Origin of the sequence: Actinosynnema pretiosum (assembly GCF_024171695.1) — a bacterium.
In the GTDB taxonomy this organism is placed as follows: Bacteria; Actinomycetota; Actinomycetes; order Mycobacteriales; family Pseudonocardiaceae; genus Actinosynnema; species Actinosynnema pretiosum.
In genome coordinates this window covers 233,277-253,853 of the sequence record NZ_JAMTCF010000015.1, presented here as the reverse complement: position 1 = coordinate 253,853, position 20,577 = coordinate 233,277, and the positions used below count along the sequence as shown (strand labels likewise).

20 protein-coding genes and 1 pseudogene are annotated in these 20,577 nt (G+C 75.9%); 12 read left to right on the top strand and 9 right to left on the bottom strand.

The features are described from left to right. Window positions 1–301: 301 nt before the first annotated feature. Complete coding sequence (locus LV78_RS28665; RefSeq protein ID WP_253848781.1) at window positions 302–2,008, top strand: pentapeptide repeat-containing protein; 1,707 nt, start codon at window positions 302–304, stop codon at window positions 2,006–2,008. Window positions 2,009–2,022: 14 nt separating this feature from the next. On the opposite strand, the gene LV78_RS28660 is transcribed toward LV78_RS28665, so the two are convergent. The 4 genes from LV78_RS28660 to LV78_RS28645 all read right to left on the bottom strand — a co-directional run bounded on the left by LV78_RS28660 (window position 2,023) and on the right by LV78_RS28645 (window position 5,623). Continuing rightward, window positions 2,023–2,436: a lasso peptide biosynthesis B2 protein gene (locus tag LV78_RS28660; protein WP_253848780.1), complete on the bottom strand. Its 414-nt coding sequence runs from the start codon at window positions 2,434–2,436 to the stop codon at window positions 2,023–2,025. Continuing rightward, a complete protein-coding gene (locus LV78_RS28655) occupies window positions 2,433–2,690 on the bottom strand; it encodes a lasso peptide biosynthesis PqqD family chaperone (RefSeq protein ID WP_253848779.1) in 258 nt (85 codons plus the stop codon). Before LV78_RS28655 ends, LV78_RS28660 begins: the two co-directional genes overlap by 4 nt. Continuing rightward, window positions 2,687–4,486, bottom strand: coding sequence for an asparagine synthase-related protein (locus tag LV78_RS28650; protein ID WP_253848778.1), 1,800 nt, complete (start codon window positions 4,484–4,486; stop codon window positions 2,687–2,689). Before LV78_RS28650 ends, LV78_RS28655 begins: the two co-directional genes overlap by 4 nt. 135 nt (window positions 4,487–4,621) lie before the next feature. Further along, on the bottom strand, window positions 4,622–5,623 hold the full coding sequence (locus LV78_RS28645; protein ID WP_253848777.1) for a helix-turn-helix domain-containing protein: 1,002 nt from the start codon (window positions 5,621–5,623) through the stop codon (window positions 4,622–4,624). 180 nt (window positions 5,624–5,803) lie between these two features. On the opposite strand from LV78_RS28645, the gene LV78_RS28640 reads away from it, so the two are divergent. Next, complete coding sequence (locus LV78_RS28640; protein ID WP_253848776.1) at window positions 5,804–6,328, top strand: NUDIX domain-containing protein; 525 nt, start codon at window positions 5,804–5,806, stop codon at window positions 6,326–6,328. 217 nt (window positions 6,329–6,545) lie between these two features. Here the strand turns inward: LV78_RS28640 and LV78_RS28635 are convergent, their stop codons facing one another. Continuing rightward, window positions 6,546–6,788: a hypothetical protein gene (locus tag LV78_RS28635; RefSeq protein WP_253848775.1), complete on the bottom strand. Its 243-nt coding sequence runs from the start codon at window positions 6,786–6,788 to the stop codon at window positions 6,546–6,548. A gap of 411 nt (window positions 6,789–7,199) precedes the next feature. Here LV78_RS28635 and LV78_RS28630 point away from each other — a divergent pair, with 411 nt between their 5' ends. Beyond that, window positions 7,200–7,688: a hypothetical protein gene (locus LV78_RS28630; protein WP_253848774.1), complete on the top strand. Its 489-nt coding sequence runs from the start codon at window positions 7,200–7,202 to the stop codon at window positions 7,686–7,688. 31 nt (window positions 7,689–7,719) lie between these two features. Here LV78_RS28630 and LV78_RS28625 read toward each other — a convergent pair whose 3' ends face one another. The 3 genes and pseudogenes from LV78_RS28625 to LV78_RS28615 form a co-directional block, all read right to left on the bottom strand. Beyond that, a complete protein-coding gene (locus LV78_RS28625; RefSeq protein ID WP_301307526.1) occupies window positions 7,720–7,977 on the bottom strand; it encodes a prolyl oligopeptidase family serine peptidase in 258 nt (85 codons plus the stop codon). A 79-nt stretch (window positions 7,978–8,056) separates the two neighbouring features. Then, window positions 8,057–8,263, bottom strand: a pseudogene (locus LV78_RS28620) (alpha/beta hydrolase family protein); the annotation flags it as partial. Window positions 8,264–8,376: 113 nt separating this feature from the next. Beyond that, window positions 8,377–9,849: a DPP IV N-terminal domain-containing protein gene (locus LV78_RS28615; protein ID WP_253848773.1), complete on the bottom strand. Its 1,473-nt coding sequence runs from the start codon at window positions 9,847–9,849 to the stop codon at window positions 8,377–8,379. A gap of 242 nt (window positions 9,850–10,091) precedes the next feature. On the opposite strand from LV78_RS28615, the gene LV78_RS28610 reads away from it, so the two are divergent. From LV78_RS28610 to LV78_RS28590, 5 genes are all read left to right on the top strand, one after another. Then, window positions 10,092–10,847 (top strand): helix-turn-helix domain-containing protein, encoded by a 756-nt coding sequence (locus LV78_RS28610; protein ID WP_425546874.1) that lies wholly within the window; start codon window positions 10,092–10,094, stop codon window positions 10,845–10,847. Then, window positions 10,844–11,479, top strand: coding sequence for a maleylpyruvate isomerase family mycothiol-dependent enzyme (locus LV78_RS28605; protein ID WP_253848771.1), 636 nt, complete (start codon window positions 10,844–10,846; stop codon window positions 11,477–11,479). Before LV78_RS28610 ends, LV78_RS28605 begins: the two co-directional genes overlap by 4 nt. A gap of 170 nt (window positions 11,480–11,649) precedes the next feature. Beyond that, entirely contained in the window at window positions 11,650–13,101 is a 1,452-nt protein-coding gene (locus LV78_RS28600) for a hypothetical protein (RefSeq protein WP_253848770.1), read from the top strand. A gap of 71 nt (window positions 13,102–13,172) precedes the next feature. Further along, the gene (locus LV78_RS28595) at window positions 13,173–14,405 is read left to right on the top strand and encodes an AAA family ATPase (protein ID WP_253848769.1); all 1,233 of its coding nucleotides are present in this window, start codon (window positions 13,173–13,175) and stop codon (window positions 14,403–14,405) included. Then, entirely contained in the window at window positions 14,402–15,616 is a 1,215-nt protein-coding gene (locus LV78_RS28590) for a vWA domain-containing protein (RefSeq protein ID WP_253848768.1), read from the top strand. Before LV78_RS28595 ends, LV78_RS28590 begins: the two co-directional genes overlap by 4 nt. Before the next feature lie 28 nt (window positions 15,617–15,644). On the opposite strand, the gene LV78_RS41805 is transcribed toward LV78_RS28590, so the two are convergent. After that, a complete protein-coding gene (locus tag LV78_RS41805) occupies window positions 15,645–16,106 on the bottom strand; it encodes a helix-turn-helix transcriptional regulator (protein WP_253848767.1) in 462 nt (153 codons plus the stop codon). 368 nt (window positions 16,107–16,474) lie between these two features. Here LV78_RS41805 and LV78_RS28580 point away from each other — a divergent pair, with 368 nt between their 5' ends. The 4 genes from LV78_RS28580 (at window position 16,475) to LV78_RS28565 (ending at window position 20,559) form a co-directional block, all read left to right on the top strand. After that, on the top strand, window positions 16,475–17,095 hold the full coding sequence (locus tag LV78_RS28580; protein ID WP_253848766.1) for a hypothetical protein: 621 nt from the start codon (window positions 16,475–16,477) through the stop codon (window positions 17,093–17,095). A 133-nt stretch (window positions 17,096–17,228) separates the two neighbouring features. Further along, the gene (locus LV78_RS28575) at window positions 17,229–19,268 is read left to right on the top strand and encodes a SpoIIE family protein phosphatase (RefSeq protein ID WP_253848765.1); all 2,040 of its coding nucleotides are present in this window, start codon (window positions 17,229–17,231) and stop codon (window positions 19,266–19,268) included. 102 nt (window positions 19,269–19,370) lie between these two features. Further along, window positions 19,371–19,829: an NUDIX domain-containing protein gene (locus LV78_RS41110; RefSeq protein WP_301307477.1), complete on the top strand. Its 459-nt coding sequence runs from the start codon at window positions 19,371–19,373 to the stop codon at window positions 19,827–19,829. Between the two features lie 202 nt (window positions 19,830–20,031). After that, entirely contained in the window at window positions 20,032–20,559 is a 528-nt protein-coding gene (locus LV78_RS28565) for a DUF3887 domain-containing protein (RefSeq protein ID WP_253848764.1), read from the top strand. Window positions 20,560–20,577 lie beyond the last annotated feature (18 nt).

Genomic DNA, 20,577 nt, shown 5'->3' with positions numbered 1-20,577 from the left:
CGTCGTCCACGGGTGCGCGGGCTTTCCGGCGTGACCGACCGTGCTTTCGGGACGGCGCTGCCCACGGGCGGGGGACGGGGCAAGCAGGACAGGCATGATCGACATTCCGTGGGCGGGGTGTGACCGGAGCAGGTGGGGGTTGGGCGTGGCGCGGTGGGGATCCGGTTCAGCGTGGGCGGTGGGGTCGGGGTGGCTGGAGCCGGTTCGGGTTCGGGTGGTGGCTCGGCGGCGGGCGGCCGATCACCGGCGGGCCCGCGCGGTGGACCGGGCGCCTCGGCGGCGGGCGGCCGGGGTGGTCGGGGTGCTGGTGGGGGTCTTGGCGTTGCTGCTGGCCGACCGCGTGCACCGGGGGGCGGTGGACTGGCGGCCGGTGTGGGAGTGGGTTCGGGCGCGCGGGGTGGTGGCGGCGCTCGTGGTGGTGGGTGCGGTGGCGGTGATCGGCGGGGTGCGGCGGTGGGGTCCCGACCGGTGGAGCGCGCGGGACGAGGAGCGGCGGGTGCGGCCGATCCGGTGGTGGGTGGTGGCGCTCGCGGTGGCGCTGGTGGTGGGCGCGGGGTGGGCCTCGGTCGTGGTGCTGCTGCGCGTGCTGCCCGGTGCGGCGGCAGTGCCCGAGGGGTCGGCGGTGGTGGCGCTGGAGGTGGTCCGGCTCGGGTTGAGCGTGGCCGCCGGGGTGGCCGGGGCGCTGGTGCTGGCGGTGACGGTGCGGCGGCAGTGGCTCGGCGAGCGCGCCCAGCTGCACACCGAGGCGGACACCCGCGAGCGCCGGGTCAACGACCTCTACGGGTCCGCCGCCAAGCAGCTGGGCAAGGACTCCGACCCGCTGGTGCGGGCCGGGGCGCTCCGGTCGCTGGAGAGCCTGGCACAGGCCTACCCCGAGCAGCGCCAGCGCGTCGTCGGCCTGGTCTGCTCGCTGCTCCGGGCGCCGTGGACCCCGCCGGGCGCGGTCCGGGCGCGGGGGACGGCGGAGGAGGTCGAGCGGCAGGAGGAGTCGCTGGTGCGGCAGACCGCCCAGCGGTTGTTGACCGACCACCTGCGGCCGGAGCGCGGGCGGTGGGGGCGCGTCCGCGACCCGCGCTTCTGGGCGGGGATCGACCTCGACCTGACCGGTGCGCGCCTGGTCGACTTCGAGGCCGACGGCATCGAGGTGGGGAGCGCCCGGTTCGACCGGGCCGCCTTCGACGGCGACGCCCGGTTCGACGACGCCGCCTTCCTCGGTGGCGCGCGGTTCGACGCCGCCGCCTTCACCGCGACGAGCCGGTTCTCCCGGACCGCCTTCACCCGCGACGCCTCGTTCGACGACGCGGTCTTCACCGGCGCCACCGAGTTCCACGGCACGGCCTTCACCGGGGAGGCCCGGTTCACCGGCGCGACCTTCAGCGGCGACGCCCGGTTCACCGAGGCCGTGTTCACCGGCGACGCCGGGTTCCACCGGGTCACCTTCGCGGGCGACGTCCGGTTCACCGGGGCGGTCTTCAGCGGCGCCCGGTTCAACGACACCGCGTTCGCGGGTGACGCCTGGTTCCATAGGACGGCCTTCGTGGGCACGACCCTGTTCCGCAGGGCGGCTTTCGACCGCGACGCCCGGTTCGACGAGACGGTCTTCACCGGTGACGTCGACTTCCGCGAGGCGGAGTTCGCCGGTGACGTCTGGTTCCAGGGCACGGACTTCGGCGGTGGCGCGCGGTTCGACGACGCCGCCTTCGTCGGCACCACCCGGTTCTACCGGGTCGACTTCGCCTCGGCGCCTGCTTTCGACCGCGCCGGGTTCGCCGTTCCGGCCAGGTGCAGAAACGTGCTGGCGCCCGGCGGTTCCGCCCCGCCGGGGTGGGTGGTGGACGGCGCCTCGGACCCGGTGGCGCGCCGCCGGACCGGGTCGGCCCGCTGGGCGCCGGTGCCGCTGGTCCTGCCCTGCGGCGCGGGACCGGAACCGGGTGGCCACCTCACGCGCGGCGCGGTCGGCGGCGCGGCGAGAGCGGCGCGCCGGTGGAGCGTGGCGAGCCGGGGATGATCACGGTGCCAGCATCACGGCACCGACATCACCACGCTGAACCCCCGCACCGCCCCCGAGTCCTCCCCCACCGGCTCCCCGTCGACCGCGATCCAGGCGTGCGCGGCGAACGGCTGGGTGACCACGCCGGTGCACCACTGCGGCCACGTGCCGCGCAGCCTGCACAGCAGCGCCGCCGCGATGGAGCGCTGCAAGCACCTCGGCCCCGCGCACGCGATGCTCACCGACACCACCGCCGTGCGCGCCCGCAGGGCCTGGGCGGTGGTCGCGGGGCGGGCGCCCCGGCTGGCGAGCAGCAGCGCGCGGCGCAGGCGGTGCGGGGGCAGCCTGGTCAACGCCCTCGCCGCCGTGACCGCCAGGAGCGCGGCGGGGCGCTGCCGCCACGGCAGGCGGTCCGCCGATTCCAGGGTCATGCGCAGGCCGCTCACCCGGCGGTCACCCCCGCGTCGCGCAGCGCGGACACCAGGTCGTCCACGTCGGCCCTGACCGCGTCCGCCGCGTCGGGGAAGCGGGCGCCGAGGTCGGCCGCCGCCGTGTCGGGGGTGCCGCCGTCCAGCAGGTGGCGCAGCACGAGCGCGCCGGTGCCGTTGACCATCCAGTAGCGGCCGGTGCGGCCGTCGAGCAGGACGAGGCCGTGCGGGGTCGTGGTGACGGTGACGTGCGGGACCAGGGCGAAGGTCATCGTGCCTCCTCGGCGGGCAGCGCGGCGGGGTCCAGGGCCCGGAGCCACAGCTCGCAGGCGAGCGTCGGGTCGAACGGCATGAGCGGGCGGGCGTCGGCGTGCGCGCCGCGCAGGACGTGGCGCAGCGGCGCCGGGTCGATCAGGCCGCGCGCGGCCAGCCGCGAGTCGGCGAACAGCGCCAGCAGCTCGTCCCTGCGCGCGCGCAGTCCGGCGTACAGCTCCGCGCTGGCGTCGTTCTTGGTCTCGCGGCGCAGCACGTCGGCCGGGACGAGGCCGCGCACCGCCGTGCCGAGCACGGGTTTGAAGCGGTGCTGGTCGATCCGGTCGGCGAACCGCAGCGACAGCACCGCCTCCAGCACCCGGTCGTCGGTGAAGGGCGCCTCGAAGGTCACGCCGGACGCCGAGGCGATGCCGGAGTTGCGGCGCACCGCCCTGCCGTTGACGGCGGTGATCCGGATCATCTCGTGCTGCGCGGGGATCGGCGAGAGCGGTTCGAGGTCCGACGCCGCGGCGTCGCGCAGGGCGCGCCGGACGGTCGCGGCGGCGTCCCGGCCTGCCCACGGCGGCAGCAGCGGCTCGACCTCCCACGCGGGCGCGCCGAACGCGGTCGGCGGGCGGCCGAGGCGGTCGGCCTGGTCGGCCAGCCAGCGCGGGTAGGAGCGGTGGAACGCGAGCACGCCCGCCGTGGCTGCCAGCGACCAGCGGCGGTGGGCGCGCATGGCGCGGGCGTGCCGCACGGCCGCCGCGGGCCGCTGCCGCGCCAGGGCGTGCAGCGCCATCGTGCCCGCGTGGAACAGCTCGTCGCCGCCGATGCCCTGCAGGTGCCTGCGGGACCCGAGCGCGGCGACCGCACCGGCCAGGTGCTCGTTGGTGGCCCGGCCCCTGGCGAACACCAGGGGTCCCTGGCGGTCGTGGCGGACCCGCTCCAGCGGCGCGAACCAGTCCGGCGCCCGGCCCGCCGGGACGACGACGTGGTGCGCCTGCCCCAGCGCGGTCGCGGCGCGGGCGGCCTGCTCGCGGTCGTCGGAGAAGCGGCCCAGCGCCTCGTAGTGGACGGTGACCAGGTCGGCCGGTCCGCGCGCGGCCAGGAAGCACAGGGTGGTCGAGTCGAGGCCGCCGGACAGGTCGGCGCTGACCGTGCCGCCCTGCCGGGTACGGGCGGCGACGGCGTCGAGCAGCGCGTCGCGGACCGCGCCGCCGTCGCCGAGCGGCAGGACCGGGTCGGGCGGGGTCCACCACCGGCGGGTGCGGCAGGAGCCGTCCCGGTCGACCTCCAGGCACTCCCCCGTCCTCGGGACGCGCACGCCGCGCCACGCGGTGCGCTCGCCCAGCGGCCACGGCGGGCCGAACGGCGCGAGCAGCTCCAGCGCGAGCTGCTCCTCGTCGACCTGGGCGCCGATCAGGTCGGCGAGCAGGTCCGGCCGGTCGGAGACGAGGGTCGCGCCGTGGACGACGGCGTGGCAGACCTGGCGGGCGGTGGACAGCGTGCCCTGGGCGCGCACCCGGCCGTCGATCGAGGCGAGGGCGTGGAAGCTGCCCGCGATCGCGCGGAGCAGCGGGTCGAGGTCGGCGGTGGAGCGCACCGCGCCCAACCGGCGCGTCAGCTCGCCGGGGGTGGTGAGCGCCGGCCCCAGGAGCACGAGGCGGTTCGGGCCGTGCTCGGCAACGGTGATGTCGTCGTCGTGCCAGTCGCCGACGAGCCACGGCCTGCCCGAGTGGTGCCTGATCTCCTTCGGGCCCACCCCGTCGGCCGGTGTCGGTGGGAGCGCGCGGTCCGGGAGCACCAGGAAGGTCATCGTGGATCTCCGCCCGTCAGCAGGGGAACGCGCCCGCGACCGGTCCTGCGCGGCGCCGGTCGCGGGCGCGTCGTCGATTCCTCAGCGTCGATTCCTCAGCGTCGATTCCTCAGCGGTCCTTCCCCGGTCGGGGGATCAGAACCACCAGGCGCCCCAGGGACCGTCCAGCCAGTAGCCCCGGTTGGTGAGCTGGGTCAGTTCGGCGAAGTCGCCGATCTCGACCAGGCAGGGGGCCTCGTACACCTCGACCGCGTTCTCCATGCTGTCCTCCGGGCACTTCGTGGATGAACCGCGCGGCGACCGGGAGAACCGGCCGCCGGAACCATCCTCACCGCCCGGCCCGGCCGCCGTATTGGACGAAATCGCCATTCCCGCCGCGCGGCGCCGCACCGCTTCGGGGGTCGATCCGGTGAGCAGGCGGCACTCGCGGGTGAAGTGGGCCTGGTCGTAGAAGTCGCACTCGGCCGCGACGCGCGAGCCCGGCAGGCCGTCGGAGAGCAGGCGCAGCGCCCGGTGCAGGCGCAGGACCCTGGCGGCGGTCTTGAGGGGGACGCCGAGCTCGGCGGTGAAGCGGCGCGAGAGCTGGCGGTGGCTCCAGCCGGACGAGGCGGCGACCTGCGAGATCAGCGCGGCGCCGTGGACCTGGCTGAGGGCGTGCCAGGTCTGCCTGACCGGGGTGGGGACCGGGGTCGCGCGCTCCCAGAGGCGCAGCAGTGCCGCGTCCAGGGCGTGCAGGCGGGTGGGCCGGTCCGGTGCGGTGGCCGCCCTGCGCAGCGGTTCGGCCAGGGCGGTGGCGTGCAGGCGGGCGCCGCGCGAGCCGAGGACGGCGGCGGGATCGGCGTGGCCGGTCAGCGCGGCGACGGCCCAGGGGTGCACCAGGGCGTCGATCCGCGCGCAGTCGCGGCAGGCGGGGTCGGGGTCGGCGGTGAAGCGCGCCAGCGGTGGTTCGCAGACCACGTGCGCGGGTGGCGGGAATCCGGTTCCGGCGCGCGCGGGAAAGTGGAAGGACAGGGTGGCGGTGGCGTCCGGGGGTTCGCGTCCGTCGACTCCGGTGCGGTAGCGGATCACCGCTTCCCGCAATCCGCCGCGCGGGTGCGGGGTGGGGACGGTGAAAGGCGCGTCGGCGGTGGCTGTCACGAAAACCCCCAGGCTTCGGACTCGTCGGGGGAACGTAGCAATCGCGTTCGACGCCGGGTATCAGCCGAACGGTTCACGTGTTGGCGGAATGATTTTCGTGTTTTTGCGGATCATTGGCGCGTGGTGGCGCTTCGGGGTTTTCGTCCGCGAGGCGCGGGAGTCGGCGCTAGCCTGCGGCGAGTGGACTCACCTGCGGCCCAGCCCCGCCCCCCGCGCCCCGTCGAGCAGTACTTGCGGGAGCTCCCCCGCAAGCGGATCGCCGCCGGGGTGGTGCTGCGCGACGGGGCGGGGCGCGTGCTGCTGCTCCAGACCAGCTACAAGGCGAACTGGGAGGTCCCCGGCGGGGTCGTGGAGGAGGGTGAGTCGCCGTGGGCGGCGGCGGCGGCGCGGGAGCTGCGGGAGGAAGTGGGGCTGTCCCGGCCGCACGGGCGGTTGCTGGTGGTGGACCACGTGGCCGAGCACCGGCACGAGGGGGTGGTGCGGCCGGAGGGGGTGGCGATGCTCTTCGACGGTGGGCTGATCACGCCGGAGCAGGTGGCGGGGCTGGTGTTCGGGGACGGGGAGATCGTCGCGGCCAGGTTGTGCCCGCTCGACGAGGCCGAGCCGCTGGTGCGACCGATGATGGCCGCCCGGTTGCGCGCGGCGCTGGAGGCGGTGGCCGAGGGGGTGGTGGCGCTGTGCGAGCAGGGGCGGCGGGTGGGGTGACGCCTGCCCCGCTCGCGGGGGCCGGTCAGGTCCGGGGGCAGCGGGTGGGCGGGCAGCGCCCGGTCCAGCTCCCGGCCAGGGGCGCCCGGCCAGTCCCGGTCGAGCGCGGGCACGCCGGGCAGGGGGCGGAGCCGGCGCGCGACCGCCTCGCCCGCGCGCACGCCGGTGACCGGTGGTGGCGGCAGCGGGACGCGCCGGGCGGCGACACCGGTGGGGCTCACCGGAGGCTCCCGCGCACACGGGCCGGGTGGCCGTAGGCGATGGCGCCCCCGCGCAGCACGGCGAACGGCCCGGCGTGCAGCACCACCGGCCTGGCCACTCCCAGCTCGTCGCAGGGCACGAACAGCGCGAACCGGCTGATCGCAACGCCCCGGTCGGCGTGCAGCAGCCCGAGCCGCTCCAGCTCGGCGGCAGGGCGCTCGCGCCCAGGGGTGGTGGGCGCGTTGTCGTCGGTCTTCATCCTGGCCTCCCGTCGCGGCGCGGGTCGGTGAGGTGGCCGCGAGGACCCCAGCACACCGGCCGGGGCGGTGGAACGACCAGGGTTCTTGCACGCTGCGGCACGGTTTTGCGCAACACGCACAACGGCAGTCCGCACCCGGAAGACCGGAGCTGGGGTCGGATCGCGGGTCTGAGCGAGGAGAGCGCGGGCGATGCCGGACTGGCTGACCGACCAGGTGCGAACCGCCGTCGAGAGCGGCGACGCGGGTTCGATCGTGCGCGCGGTGCGCACCCCGCCGAGCCCCGCTGGGGTCGGCCGGGTCTTGGCCGCGCCGGAGGAAGACGGGCCCATGCGTCGACGCACCGTGCTGACCGGTCTCGTGGGGTTGGCGGGCGCGGGCGCGCTCGGCGCCCCCAGGCGGCGGGAGCCGTCGTGGACCCGGTCGGGGTGTTGCGCGCGAGCGTGCTCGACCCGTTCCCGGCCGCCACCCGGCCGGTCGGGCTGGAGGCGCTGCGCCGAGCAGGCGCGCCGGGAGGCCGCCGAGGTCGAGGACCACTGATCGCCGAGGCTGCGGCCGTCGCGCCGGACCCCGTCGACGTGCGGCTCCACGAGATCAGCGTCCGGTGCGCCCTGGGCGACTGCGGCACCGCCGTGGCCCTGGCGCGCGGGCTGGCCCCCGACCGCGTCACCCCGGTCGAGCACCGCGCCCCCTGCTGGACCGACCTCGCCCAGGCCCTGCACGGCTGGGGCAGGCACGCCGACAGCTACCGGGCCCTGCGCGCGGCCGGACTCCTCGCGCCCGCCGAGGTGCGCTACCGCAAGTCGGTCCGGGCGGTCACCGAGGGGCTGCTGCGGCAGCGCTCCGGTGACGACCTGCCGGGGCTCAGGGCGCTCGCGGCCCGCGCGGGCATCACCGGCTGACCCACCGGTCCGCCCGCGCGGGCCCACCCGGTCAGGCGAACAGCTCGCCCAGCAGTTCCGGGCCGATCTCGATCGGGGCCGGGCGGTACGACGGGGGTTCGCCCAGGCCCAGCTCGCGCACCAGGAAGTCCCAGCAGCGGGTTCGGACGTAGGACAGGTGGTCGATGAAGGCGTGCTCCGCGCCCGGCACGATCAGCAGGTCGAAGTGCTTGTTCGCGGCCACCAGGGCGTCCGCCAGGCGCAGGGCGTGGGTGGGGTGGACCCGGTCGTCCAGCTCGCCGTGGACCAGGAGGAGCTTGCCCCCGCAAGCGGTCCGCCAGTGCGACGTTGGAGGTTCGGGCCCAGGCCTCGGGGGCGTCCGCGCCGTCGTAGGCCTCGATGAAGTCGGCGCTGAAGGTGGTCGCGTCGTGGTAGCCGGACAGGGACACGCCGACCCGGTAGAGGTCGGGGTGGTCGAGCAGGGCGCGGACCGAGGCGTAGCCGCCGCCGGAGTGGCCGAAGGCGGCCACGCGGGTCAGGTCGAGCCAGGGTCGGGTCTCGGCGAGCTGGCGCAGGGCCGCGACGTGGTCGGCCAGGTTGCCGCCGTCCGCGAGGCGGCCGTAGGAGGCGTCGTGGAACGCCTTGTCCCGGCGTGCCCCGGCCGTCCAGGGCGATCACGGCGAAGCCCAGTGCCGCCAGCGGGTCCGCGTCAAGGCCCATGCCTCCGGGGTCGAAGCACGGGTCGACCCTGGTGACCTGCGGGCCGGGGTAGATCGTGTCCACCACCGGGTAGCTGCGGGACGGGTCGAAGTCGTGCGGGAGGTGGAGGACGCCGTAGAGGTCGGTGACGCCGTCCGCGGCCTTGACGCGGAAGCGCTGGGGCGGGGTCCAGCCGGTGGCGGTCAGCGCTTCGGTGGAAGCGCTCTCCAGTTCCAGCAGGACCTCGCCCGACCAGTCGCGGACCACGGTCACCGGCGGGATGTCCACTGTGGACATGGAGTCCAGGTGGAAGTCCGCCGCCGGGATGACGGCGTGGTCGAGGGCGTCGTGGGTCAGCGGGGTGAAACCGGTGCCGTCCAGGCGGACGCGGCACGTGGTGCGCCGGTACGGGTCCTCCGGGACCAGGCCCGGAGGCGGTGAAGTGCACGACGCCGTCGGCCACGCGCAGGATCCGCCGCACGGCCCACTCCCCCGACGTCACCCGCCCGATCAGCTCTCCGGTGCGCAGGTCGTAGCGGTAGAGGTGGCCCCAGCCGTCGCGCTGCGAGTACCACAGGACCTCGTCCGCCAGCACCCGCACGATCGGCGGCTCGTACGCCCACTGGTTCGGCTCGACGCGGGTGGGTCCGGACTCGCTGAGCACCGTGGTGACCTCGCCGGTGGACGGGTCCATCCGGTGCAGGGACAGGGTTCTGCGGTCGCGCGGCTGGCTCAGGTAGTAGACCGCCGCGCCGTCCTCGGACCACCACGCCCACCCGGCGGCGACCGGGGAGAGCATGGCCGTCGTGAGCGGTTCGCCCTGGGAGCGGACCACCTCGCCCGTCCCGACGTTCAGGACCACCAGCTCGCACAGCGGCAGGTGCTCGTCACCGGCGTGCGGGTAGTGCTGGGGGTGGGTGCGCGGGGGCGCGCCGTCCGGCGGGGCGGACTCGACCAGGTGCGCCTGGCGCACCAGGCGCTCGTCGGTGCGGTGGGTGAGGACCCTGGTGGAGTCCGGGGACCAGGACGCGGCGGGCGGCAGGTGGGGCAGGCCGATCTTGCGGAGCAGGGTGGCGTTGCCCAGCGCCTGGGGGCTGGCGCCGTAGGCGTGGTCCGGGGCGCCGTCGGTGGTGAGCGGGCGCTCGGCGCCGCCGGGCAGGGCGCGGACCCAGAGGTCGTCGCCACGTCTGGAGATCGCGTGCCCGCCGTCCGGGGACGGCACTTCGAGGGGCGCGATCGGCGGTGGGGGTTGCTGGGTGGCCAGGAGGTCGGCGAGGGCCTGCTCGGTCAGGTCGGTGCGGGTGCGCGCCGCCGGGTCGGCCAGGGTGTGGCGCTTGCCGTCCGGGGTGTCGATCGAGTACCAGAAGCGGGCGCCGCCGTCGATCCACTGCGGACGGACCTTGTCGCCGACGACGAGCTCGCCGGGGCGGGCCGGGCGGCGGAGGAGGAGTTCGGCGGTGCGGTAGTTCTCGGTGAGGTCCACGGCGGGTTCTCCTTGTGTCGCCCAAGTCCTGGGCCCGTTGTTTCTGACATCGCAAACGCTACGTTGCGTTCACTGATCGAGCAATCAGCTTGTTGCGTTGATCGGGAGTTTCAGCAGTTCAAAGGCATGGTTTCATTGCAATGGGTTTGAAGATCAACGCAACAGGGGTGAGCTTGCGTTGCAATGAGGTGAGAATGAAAGCTAAGCTTCGGGCGTTCGACGAGAGCGCAGAGGAGAACCGGGTGCCCGGAGGCAGGCTCACCACGCAGGAACGCCAGCAGATCGCGCTGGGGCTGGCCGACGACCTCCCGTACGCGGAGATCGCCCGACGGCTGGACCGGCCCACCTCCACGATCACCCGCGAGGTGATGCGCAACGGTGGCCCCGTCGCCTACCGGGCCGACCTCGCGCACCGCGCCACCGAGCAGCGGGCCCACCGGCGCAGGCAGGCCGCCCCGCGCGGGCCGCAGGCGCACGGGCAGGACGCGCGGGCCGTCGACGAGTTCGAGGAGTCGTTGGCGGCGCTGTTCGTGCGGCAGGGGCTGCCGAGGATGACGGCGGGCGTGCTGGCCTGCCTGTACACCACCGACACCGGCTCGGTCACCGCAGCGGACCTGGTGCGGCGGCTGCGGGTGAGCCCGGCGTCGGTGTCGAAGTCGGTGGCGTTCCTGGAGGGGCAGGGGTTGATCCGGCGGGAGCGCGACGAGGGCCGCCGCGAGCGGTACGTCGTGGACCCGGACGTCTGGTACCAGTCGATGATCTCCAGCGCCCGCTCCAGCGCGGACATGGCGGTCGCGTTCCGCTCGGGGGCGGCCGTGCTCAGCCCCGGCGCCCCGGCGGCCGTGCGGCTGGAGAACATGGCGCGGTACGTGGACTTCGTCGCCGAGAGCCTGGCCACCGCCGCCGAGCAGGCCCGCGCGCTCCTGCACGGCGGGGTGGACGAGCGGGCGGCGGGATCGCCGGAAGTGTCAGGGGGGAGCGCTAGCGTCGCGCCATGACCGATCTGCCCGGAATCCAGCGGCGTGAACTGGCCGCTCTCGTCGAAGACCTGGACGCGCTCGCGCCCGAGCGGTGGCGCGCGGCCACGCTGTGCCACGGGTGGGACGTGGAGGAGGTCGTGGCGCACCTGGGCGCGGCGGCCACCACGAGCATGGGGCGCTGGGTGCGCAGCATGGTCGGCGCCCGGTTCGACGCGGACCTGCACAACCGGCGCAGGCTCAGCGAGTTCCGGGGCGCGGACCCGCAGGAGACGCTGGAGCGGTTCCGGGCGGTCGGGCCGATCTCGCTGCCGACGCGCTCCTCCCCCGCCGGGCTGGGCGAGCTGCTGGTGCACGCCGAGGACATCCGCAGACCGCTGGGGCTGCGGCGCTCCCCCGACGCCGAGGGGCTGCTCGCGGTCGCGCGCTTCTTCGCCGCCAAGGACTTCGCGGTGAACAGCAGGACCCTGGTGCGGGGGCTGGGGTTGCGGGCGTCCGACGCGGACTTCCGCAGCGGGGACGGCCCCGAGGTGCGGGGGCCGCTGCTGTCCCTGGTCATGGTGATGGCGGGGCGGCGGGCGCACCTGGCCGACCTGGCGGGCGCCGGGGTGGCCGAGTTGGACGGTCGGCTGGGCGCGACGGGCGCGGCCTGAGCGCTGGCGTGCCGGCTGAGCGGGCGCGGCCTGAGCGGGTTCGGGCTGAGCGGGTTCGGGTGGGCGCGCGGGGAATCGTGGTCGGTTCCCCGCGCGGGGCCTGGTACGGTGGCCGCGATGAACACCTACGTGAACGGAACGGGGGTCTCTTTCGCGCAAGGTGAGTGCTGATGCACCACGCCTTGACCGCGAACGAAGATCTCCGCCTCACCGCCTGGTCGCACGCGCGCTCGTTCGCCGTGCCGACTTCCATGATCGAGTCCGTCGCTGCCCGCAGGGCGGTCGGCGACTGGGCCGGTGCGTGCGCCGCAGCGCGCGTCGACGTCGATCTGGACCTCAAAACCGCAGGTCGCGCCCGTGGCGAGCAGTTCGTCGCCCGACTTCGCGACGACCTGCGCCACCTCGCCCCCGACCTGCTGCGCTGGCACTTCCCCCGGATCGCCCCGGACGGACTGCTGCGGTCGGGGATCACCGCCACGCTGGCCCGGTACGGGCCCGGCGGGGTGCACCTCGTGGCGCGCACACCACCGTCGTGGGCGGGCGCGGGGCAGCGGATCAGCCTGGCGCTGTGGGACCCCGACCGGCCTCGGGACGGGGCGGGGCGGCACCCGCACCCCCGACCCGACCGGCGGTTCCGGTTCGACCTGCACCGCCACCTGTGGGACGCGCGCAGGGCCGGTGAGCTGCGGGAACGCGGTGGCTGGCCGACCATGTCCGAACCGGACGCCCCCGGCCCCGCCGCGTCCGGTCCCGCCGCCCCCGGCGCTGTCACGTCCGGCGCTACCGCGACCGGTGCGCTCGTGGTGGAACCGGACGCCGCCGAGGTCCTCGCGCTGGTCGACGGCTGCGCCGTGGACCGGTGGGCGGACGAGGCTGCGCTGCTGCTGCGGGCCGACGGGTCCGAGGGCCGCGCCGTCACCGTGCGGCTCACCTCCCGGCACCGGCTGGTGCTGCGCCTGGACGACGCGCGGGAACCCCGGCTCACCGGGGAATCCCGGCGCGACCGCAGTCGCGTGCGCGCGGTGCTGCCCGACGCGGCCACCTGGGTGCCGCCGGACGTGGAGCTGCTGCGGGCCGGGTTGATCGAGCTCGACCGGCTGCACCCGCTCGTCGCGGCGGCGCTGCGGCCCGGTCACGGCCCACCCGGCGCGCCGCGAAGTCCTGACGCGCCAAGGGGTTCGCGCCTGGTCGACTGCCGGGGCGCGGCGCACCGGATCGCCGTCGTCGACGGGGTTCTCGTCCCGCTCGACCACGACCCGGTGGAGCTGCGGCGCGAGGAGCTGCTCGTCGCGCTGGGCGGTCCAGGGCTGCCGTGCCTGCGGGCGATCGACGAGGTGCACCGCGCGCCGGAGTCCCTCGTGGACGTCCGGGCGCGGTTGGACCACGGCGACGCGGCTGGCGCGCTCGACGTCGTGGAAGGCCTGCTCGGGCCGGAAGCCGTGCTGCGCCAAGGGGTTCTGCGCGACGAGCTGGACGCCGCCGCGCGGGGCAGGATCGCGCACGGGCTGTTCCGGGCCGGGCTCGGCGGGCGCAGGACGCCCTTCCCCTGGAACTGGGAGAACCGTCGCGGGGTCGCGCCCCGCCTGCGCCGCTCCGCGCACCGGATCCCGCTCCACCACTGAACTCCTCCCCCCGCAGGCCGCGCCGTCGTCGACGCGCGGCCAGCGACTCGACCCCAAAAGGTGAACTGATCATGACTTTGACGCTGACCACCGCTCCCCCGACGACCCGCCCCGATCCGCTGGGCGCCGCCGCCGACCTCCTCGCCCTGCTCGGGGAAACCGACACCGAGCCGCGTCCGAACGAGCAGCTGGAGGCGTTGGCGCTGGCCGTGTCCGCCGACCTGCCGGTGCTGCTGTGGGGTGAGCCGGGCATCGGCAAGACCGCCGCCCTCACCCAGCTCGCCGACTCGCTCGACCTGCCGCTGACCACCGTGATCGCCAGCGTGCACGAGCCGTCCGACTTCGCAGGGCTGCCGGTGGTCGGTGACGACCCGGCCGTGCAGGGCGTGCCGATGGCCCCGCCGGACTGGGCGGTGCGGCTGGTGCGGGCCGGTCGTGGGCTGCTGTTCCTGGACGAGCTGTCCACCGCGCCGCCCGCCGTGCAGGCCGCGCTGCTGCGGGTGGTGCTGGAGCGCCGGATCGGGGCGCTGCGCCTGCCGCCGGGGGTGCGGATCGTGGCCGCCGCGAACCCGCGCTCCTCCGCCGCCGACGGCTGGGAGCTGAGCCCGCCGCTGGCCAACCGGTTCGTGCACCTGGGGTGGTCGCACGAGCACGAGGTCGTGGTGCGCGGGCTGGGCGGGACGTGGCCTCGGGCCGAGCTGCCTGCGCTGGACCCCGACCGGCTGCCCGAGGCCGTGGCGTTCGCGCGGCGGGCGGTGTGCGGGCTGCTGACCGGGCGGCCCGCGCTGGTGCACCGGCTGCCGAAGAACGAGGTGGCGCGCGGCGGGGCGTGGCCGTCGCCGCGCAGCTGGGAGATGGCGCTGCGGCTGGTCGCGTTCGCCACCGCCGCCGACGTCTCGCGGGACGTGCTGTCGCTGCTGGTGCGGGGCGCGGTCGGGGACGGGCCGGGGCTGGAACTGCTGGCCGCCGTGGACCGGATGGACCTGCCCGACCCCGAGGAGCTGCTGGCCGACCCCGCGTCGGTCGTGCTGCCCGAGCGCGGCGACCTGCGGCAGACCGTGCTGGACGGGGTGGTGGAGGCGGTGCGCTCGCGGCCGGACCGGGGGCGGTGGGACGCGGCGTGGGCGATCCTGGCGCTGGCGCTGGAGACCGGCGCGCCGGACGTGGTGGTGGTGCCCGCGTCCACGCTCGCCGCGCTGCGCCGGGAGGACTGGGAGGTGCCCGCGACGGTCGAGCGGCTGGCCGCGGTGGTGTCGCTGGGCAGGCGGGCGGACGCGGCGGCGGCTGCGGGGCGCGGGCGGTGACGGCGCTGGACGAGGAGAAGCTGTACGCGGCCCGGTTGCACGCGGTCCGGCTCCGCCCGTACCTGGCGACGGCGCTGTTCGCGCTGCGGGTGGTCGAGTCGCGGGCGGTGCCGACGATGGCGGTGGACGAGCACTGGCGGTGCTACGCGTCGCCGGAGTTCGTGGAGCGCACGCCGCTGGTGGAGCTGGCGGCGGTGTGGGTGCACGAGGTGTCGCACCTGCTGCGCGACCACCACGGGCGGGGCGAGCGGTTCGCGGACGAGCACGGGCTGCGCGGGCCTGCCGAGCGGCTGCGGCGCAACATCGCGGCGGACTGCGAGATCAACGACGACTCGTTCGACGACGAGCTGCCGCTGCCGGAGGGCGCGGTCCGGCCGGAGCTGCTGCGGCTGCCCGCCGGGTTGCTGATGGAGGAGTACCTGCGCCTGTTCCGGCTCGGGCCGCACACCGACGCGTTCGCGTGGCTGGACTGCGGAAGCTGCGTCGACGGGTCGGCGCGGGGGTGGGACCTGGGTGCGGACGGCGCGCGCGGGCTCAGCGCGCGGGAGCGCGACGCGGTGCGGTTCCGGGTGGCGGAGGGCATCAGGGGCAGGCCGGGGAGCGCGCCGAGCGGGTGGGAGCGGTGGGCGGAGAAGGCCTTCCACCCGCCGCAGCCGTGGCGCGAGCTGCTGGGCGCGGCGGTGCGGTCGGCGGTGACGAGCGGTGGCGCGGCGCAGGACTACACCTACGGGCGGCCCTCGCGCCGGTCGGCCGGGCTGCCCGGGGTGGTCCTGCCGAGCCTGCGCCGCAAGCCGCCTCGGGTGTGCGTGGTCGTGGACACCTCGGCGTCGGTGAGCGACTCGGAGCTGGGCAGCGCGCTGGTGGAGATCGCGGCGATCGTGCGGGCGGTCGGCGGGCGGCGCGACCTGGTGACGGTGCTGTCCTGCGACGCGGCGGCGCACGTGACGGGGCCGCTGTGCGCGGTGGAGGGGATCGAGCTGGTGGGCGGGGGCGGGACGGACCTGCGGGTGGGGTTCGCGCGGGCGGTGCGCCGGTACCGGCCGGACGTGATCGTGGCGCTGACGGACGGGCAGACCCCGTGGCCGAGCGCGAAGCCGCCGTGCCGGGTGGTGGTGGGGCTGTTCCCGCGCCCGACGTGGGTGAACGAGGCCGATCCGGACTACGCGCCTGCCGGGCCGCCCGCGTGGGCCCGTGTGGTGGAGGTGGGGTGAGGGGGCTCGCGGCGACGGCCTCCCCCGCTCACTCCGACCGCAGCGTCCGCGACGGCGGTTCGCCGTAGGCCGCGCGGTAGTGGGCGGCGAAGGCGCTGGCCCGGCCGAAGCCCCAGCGGGCGCTGACCTGGGTGACCGTGGTGTACCTCGCGTCCGAGGCGCGCAGTTCGGTGCGGGCGGCGTCGAGGCGGACTCGGCGCAGGTAGGCCATCGGGGTGGTGGACAGGTGGCGGCGGAAGGCCAGTTGGACGGCCCTGGGGGTGACGAAGGCCGCCGCCGCGATGTCCGGCATGGCGATGTCGCGGTCCGCGTTGGACTCGATGAAGGCGATCGCCCTGCGCAGGGTGTGGAAGTGGGCGTCCCGGCGGGTGGCGGCGGTCGGTTCGGCGAGCACGGTGCTGGGGAAGGCCGCCAGGACCGACGCGGCCAGGTAGCGCTGCGCGGTCGCGAGGAGCAGCGGGGTGGTGGTGGCGTCGGGGGCGGTGAGCACGTCGTCGCGCAGGTGGGTGATCGCGGCGCGCAGGCGGGTCGCGGCGGCGTCGTCGTGGGGGCGGTGGTGCAGGAGGACGGCCCGGCCGCCGCGCGCCCGCGACCTCGGCGAGCAGGGCCGGGTCGAGCGCGGTGACCCTGGTCCTGGCCCTGCGCACCCGGCCGGTGTGCGGCAGGTCCGGGGGGCCCGCGGAGAACAGGTCGCCGGGGCCGAACGACTCCAGGGACCGGGTCCCCTCGCCGAGGTGGCCCTCCGCGGAACCGGCCACGACGTCGCACAGGAGCACCGCGCCCAGCGGTTCGACGGCGTAGGACAGGTCGAGGTCCAGGTCCAGGTCGTCGACGCTCACCGCGTCCGCGACGACCCTGGTGGCGCGCAGCCGCGCCGGGCCGGTGGAGCCGGTGATCCTGGTCGGCGCGTACGCCTCGCTCAGGAACTCCTCGACGCGGCCGAGGTCGGTGCTCTCGAACGTCAGCACGTGCGGCTTCGGCGCGGGGTGGTCGGCGGTGGCGGCGAGGGCCCGGTCGAGCGAGTCGGTCCTGGGCGCCGACCGGCCGGGGTCGACGAGGTCCAGCGCCTCGGTGACCGCCGGGGTGGCGGGGTCGACCAGCAGCGCGCAGGGGGCTTTCCGGCGGGCGAGGGCGATCAGCGCCCGCGCGGTCCGCACCGGCAGCACGGTGACCGCCCGCAGGTCGAGCACCACGCCCGAGTCCCGGTCCACCTCGGACAGCGCGCGGGCCAGCTCGTCCCACGCCGCGACCGACCGGTCCGTCAGCGCCAGCACCGGGACGCCGCCGTACCGGCGCGTGCCGAAAGTCGCGCTCCCCACCACCCGCGCCCCTCCCGATGATCGGCGCCGTCTTCCCCCGGTCGTCCGGACGGGCACCTTCCCCCATTTCACGCAGACGGTGCGACGGGAGGAAACGCGCGAAGCGAAGTGCGCGGACCGGAAAACGAACAGTACGCGTCCCGCTCAGCCGGACGAGTGATCGATTCCACCTGGACGGGGCGCGATCGGGCCCGTCCCCGCGCTCGGCCGCGCGCACCGCGCACGGCGTGCTCGATCCCGGTGGACAATGGCTGCCGCAGGTGATCACCGGAGGGTCCGCGGAGGGGTCGGCGATGCTGTCGGAGCACGAGCGCGGGGCCGTCGACCGGCGGGTCGGCGAGGCGTCGCCGGTGCGGGAGGTATTCGACCAGCTGCCGCTGCTGGTGTTCTCCATGGCCGGTCCGGAGCTGAGGCTGGTGGCGACCACGGCGGCCTACCGGGCGTTCGTCGGCCGCTCGGAGGTGATCGGGCTCCCGGTCCGGGAGGTGTTCGCGGAGACCGAGGAGCAGCGGATCGTGGAGATCTTCGAGCGGGCCCGCGCCACCGGCGAGCCCGCCGAGCTGCGCGAGATGCGCGCGCACTTCGACCACGACGAGGCCGGGCGGATCGAGATCTTCGTGGACTTCACCGCCACCCCGCGCCTGGGGCCCGGCGGCGAGGTCGTCGGCGTCACCGTGCACGCGGTCGACGCCACCGAGCGGGTGCGCGAGCGGCGGGCCGCGCAGGCGCGCACCGACGAGGCCGAGCGCCGCTACGAGCAGGCGCTGGACGTGATCGACGCCCTGCAGCGCCACCTGCTCCCCGAGGGGCTGCCGGTGCTGCCGGGCGTGCGGATCGCGGCCAGCTACCTGCTCGCGGACGCGGGCACCGCCGCCGGTGGCGACTGGTTCGACGCGGTCGCGCTCGCGGACGGGCGGGTCGGGCTGGTCGTCGGGGACGTGGTGGGGCACGGGGTGGCGGCCTCGGCGACGATGGGGCAGCTGCGGGTGCTGCTGTCCGAGCAGCTGGCCGCCACCGGGGACGTGCTGGCGGCGGTCAGGGCGGCCGACGCGGCGGGCGAGCGGGTCAGGGGCGCGCGGGCGGCGACGGTGTGCGCGGCCGTGCTGGACCCGGCGACCGGGGCGCTGGAGTACTGCACGGCGGGGCACCCGCCGCCGCTGCTCGCGCCCGCCGGTGGCGCGGCCCGCTACCTGCCGACGACCGGCGCCGGACCGCTGGGCGTGGGCGCCGAGCGCGGACCGTCGGCCGTGCGCGCCGAGCGGCTCGGGCCCGGTGATCTGCTGCTGCTCTACAGCGACGGCATCCTGGAGCGCCCCGGCAGGCCGCTGCCGGAGAGCGCGGCCGAGCTGGCGCGGGTGGCCGCCGACGCCGCCGCCGCCGACCGGATCATGCGCGGGGACGTCGAGCTGGCGGTGGAGCGGGTGTGCGCGCAGACCGTGGAGCTGCTCACCCGCGTCACCGGGCACACCGACGACATCACCCTGCTGGCCGCCCAGCTCGCCGAGCCGCCCGCGCCGCTGGCGGTGACCGCCGTGGCGGACGAGAGCGCGCTGGCGGGGATCAGGGTCGCCCTGGACGGGTGGCTGGCGGGCGCGCACGTCGGCGCGGGCAACCGCGACGCGGTGCGGCACGCGGCGGTCGAGCTGATCACGAACGTGCTGGACCACGCCTACCTGGACTCGGCCGAGGAGCACGCCTTCACCCTGGACGCGGCGCTGTCGGCGACGGGCCGGTTGTCGATCCGGGTGGCCGACCGGGGCCGGTGGCGGGAGCCGCGACCGTCCGCCGACCGGGGGCTGGGGTTGCAGATGGCGCAGCGGTTGATGGACGGGCTGCGCGTGGAGCACGACGAGCGCGGCACCTCGGTCACCGCCGAGCTGCGGCTGACCCGGCCCGCGCGGTTGATCACCGCCGGGCTCGCGGCTCCCCCGCAGGTCGGCGCGCAGTCCGATCCGCTGCTGGTGCTGGAGCAGCCGGGCGCGCCGGGGCCGAGGATCCGGGTGGACGGGCCGGTGGACGCGGCGACCACCGCGACGGTGCGGCGGGAGGTGCTGTTCGCCGGGTCGACGGGGGCGCGGTCGTTGACCGTGGACCTGACCGGGGTGACGCACCTGGCGAGCGCGGGGGTGGCGGCGCTGCACGGGTTGGTGGCGCTGCACCGGGAGAACGGGACGGAGCTGGTGCTGTTCGCGCCGCCGGGGACGAACGCGGGGCTGGTGCTGTCGCTGGTGGGGTTGGCGCACCGGACGGCGGACCCGGACTCGGACTCGGACCCGGACTCGGACCCGGACCTGGGCTCGGCGGAGGAGAAGGACGGGGAGGGCGGGGGCTGAGCGGCCGGGACGAGGGCTGAGCGGCCGGGACGAGGGCTGAGCGGCCGGGGCGGGCGCACGAGTGCGGTGCGCGGGGCGCGCCACCACCGCTAGCCTGCCGCGATGACCGCAGGGGGCATCGTGCGCCGCTCGGCTCGGGCGCTGCTGTTCGACGGACGCGGGCGGGTGGTGCTGATCCGCCGGACCAGGCCGGGCCGGGAGCCGTACTGGGTGCTGCCCGGCGGCGGGGTCGAACCCGGCGACGCGGACCACCGGGCGGCGGTGGCGCGTGAGCTGGTCGAGGAGCTGGGCGCGGTCGCCGCGATCGGCGAGCAGGTGTTCCTGGCGAGCGAGGCGGTCGCGGGCGGGGTGCTGGTGGCGCACGTGCATCTGGCCCGGTTGCTGGGCATGGACTTCGACGCGCGCACCGACGACGAGCCGACGGACCCGTCGTACGGCAAGTTCGCCCCGGACGTGGTGGCCCTGCACGACCTGCCCCGCCTGGACCTGCGGCCACCGGGGCTCGCCGGGTGGGTGGTGGCCAACGCGCTGGCGCTCGGCGTCGACGCGGCGGCGCTGTAGTCGGCGCTGTAGTCGGCGCGACTGATCGTTTCGTGCCGCTTTACGTGCCGCCACCCAGCACGTATTACTATTACGTGCCATGACCTGCCTATCCTGCGGAACCCCCCTCCCACACCGCACCGGACCTGGCCGTAAGCAGCAATACTGCGACTCGACCTGCCGCAGCGCCGCACGCAGGCAGCGGGAGTCCGTCAACTCAGACTTGACATCCCCCGCCCCCGCCGGAACACTCGGCGCCGTCAAGGCCGCGCACCGCCAGCTCCTCGAATCCCAGGAACTCCTGCGCGACGCGGTCGAGCGGGCCCGCGCCGAGGGGCGCACGTGGCAGGAGATCGGAGAGGTCTTGGGCACCAGCAGGCAGGCGGCGTTCCAGCGGTTCGGGCGGCCGGTCGACCCGGACACCGGGCAGCCCGCCGTGGGCCTGGCCGGGGCCGCCGACCGCGCTCTCGTGCTGCTCGGCGACTGCGTCGCGGGCCGGTTCGACCGGATGCGCGAGGACTTCGACCGGACCATGCGGCGCGAGTTGACGCCCGAGCACCTGGCCACGGTGTGGGCTCGGGTCGTCGGCAGCGTCGGGCGCTTCGAGCGGTTCGGGGAACCGGTGCAGCACGCCGCCGGGGACATCACCGTGGTCGACGTCCTGCTGGAGTTCGAGGCGGGCCAGGTGACGGCCACCGTCAGCTTCGACCGCGAGGGGAAGGTCGCCGGGTTGTTCTTCCGGCCGGCCTGACCCCTCGGAGGAAGGAAC

Excerpts from the sequence above, each read along its gene's own strand:
- LV78_RS28595 (WP_253848769.1), top strand. The coding sequence starts at position 13,173 with ATGACTTTGACGCTGACCACCGCTCCCCCGACGACCCGCCCCGATCCG.
- LV78_RS28655 (WP_253848779.1), bottom strand. The coding sequence starts at position 2,690 with ATGACCTTCGCCCTGGTCCCGCACGTCACCGTCACCACGACCCCGCAC.
- LV78_RS28605 (WP_253848771.1), top strand. The coding sequence starts at position 10,844 with ATGACCGATCTGCCCGGAATCCAGCGGCGTGAACTGGCCGCTCTCGTC.
- LV78_RS28600 (WP_253848770.1), top strand. The coding sequence starts at position 11,650 with ATGCACCACGCCTTGACCGCGAACGAAGATCTCCGCCTCACCGCCTGG.
- LV78_RS41110 (WP_301307477.1), top strand. The coding sequence starts at position 19,371 with ATGACCGCAGGGGGCATCGTGCGCCGCTCGGCTCGGGCGCTGCTGTTC.
- LV78_RS28575 (WP_253848765.1), top strand. The coding sequence starts at position 17,229 with ATGCTGTCGGAGCACGAGCGCGGGGCCGTCGACCGGCGGGTCGGCGAG.
- LV78_RS28635 (WP_253848775.1), bottom strand. The coding sequence starts at position 6,788 with ATGAAGACCGACGACAACGCGCCCACCACCCCTGGGCGCGAGCGCCCT.
- LV78_RS28650 (WP_253848778.1), bottom strand. The coding sequence starts at position 4,486 with ATGACCTTCCTGGTGCTCCCGGACCGCGCGCTCCCACCGACACCGGCC.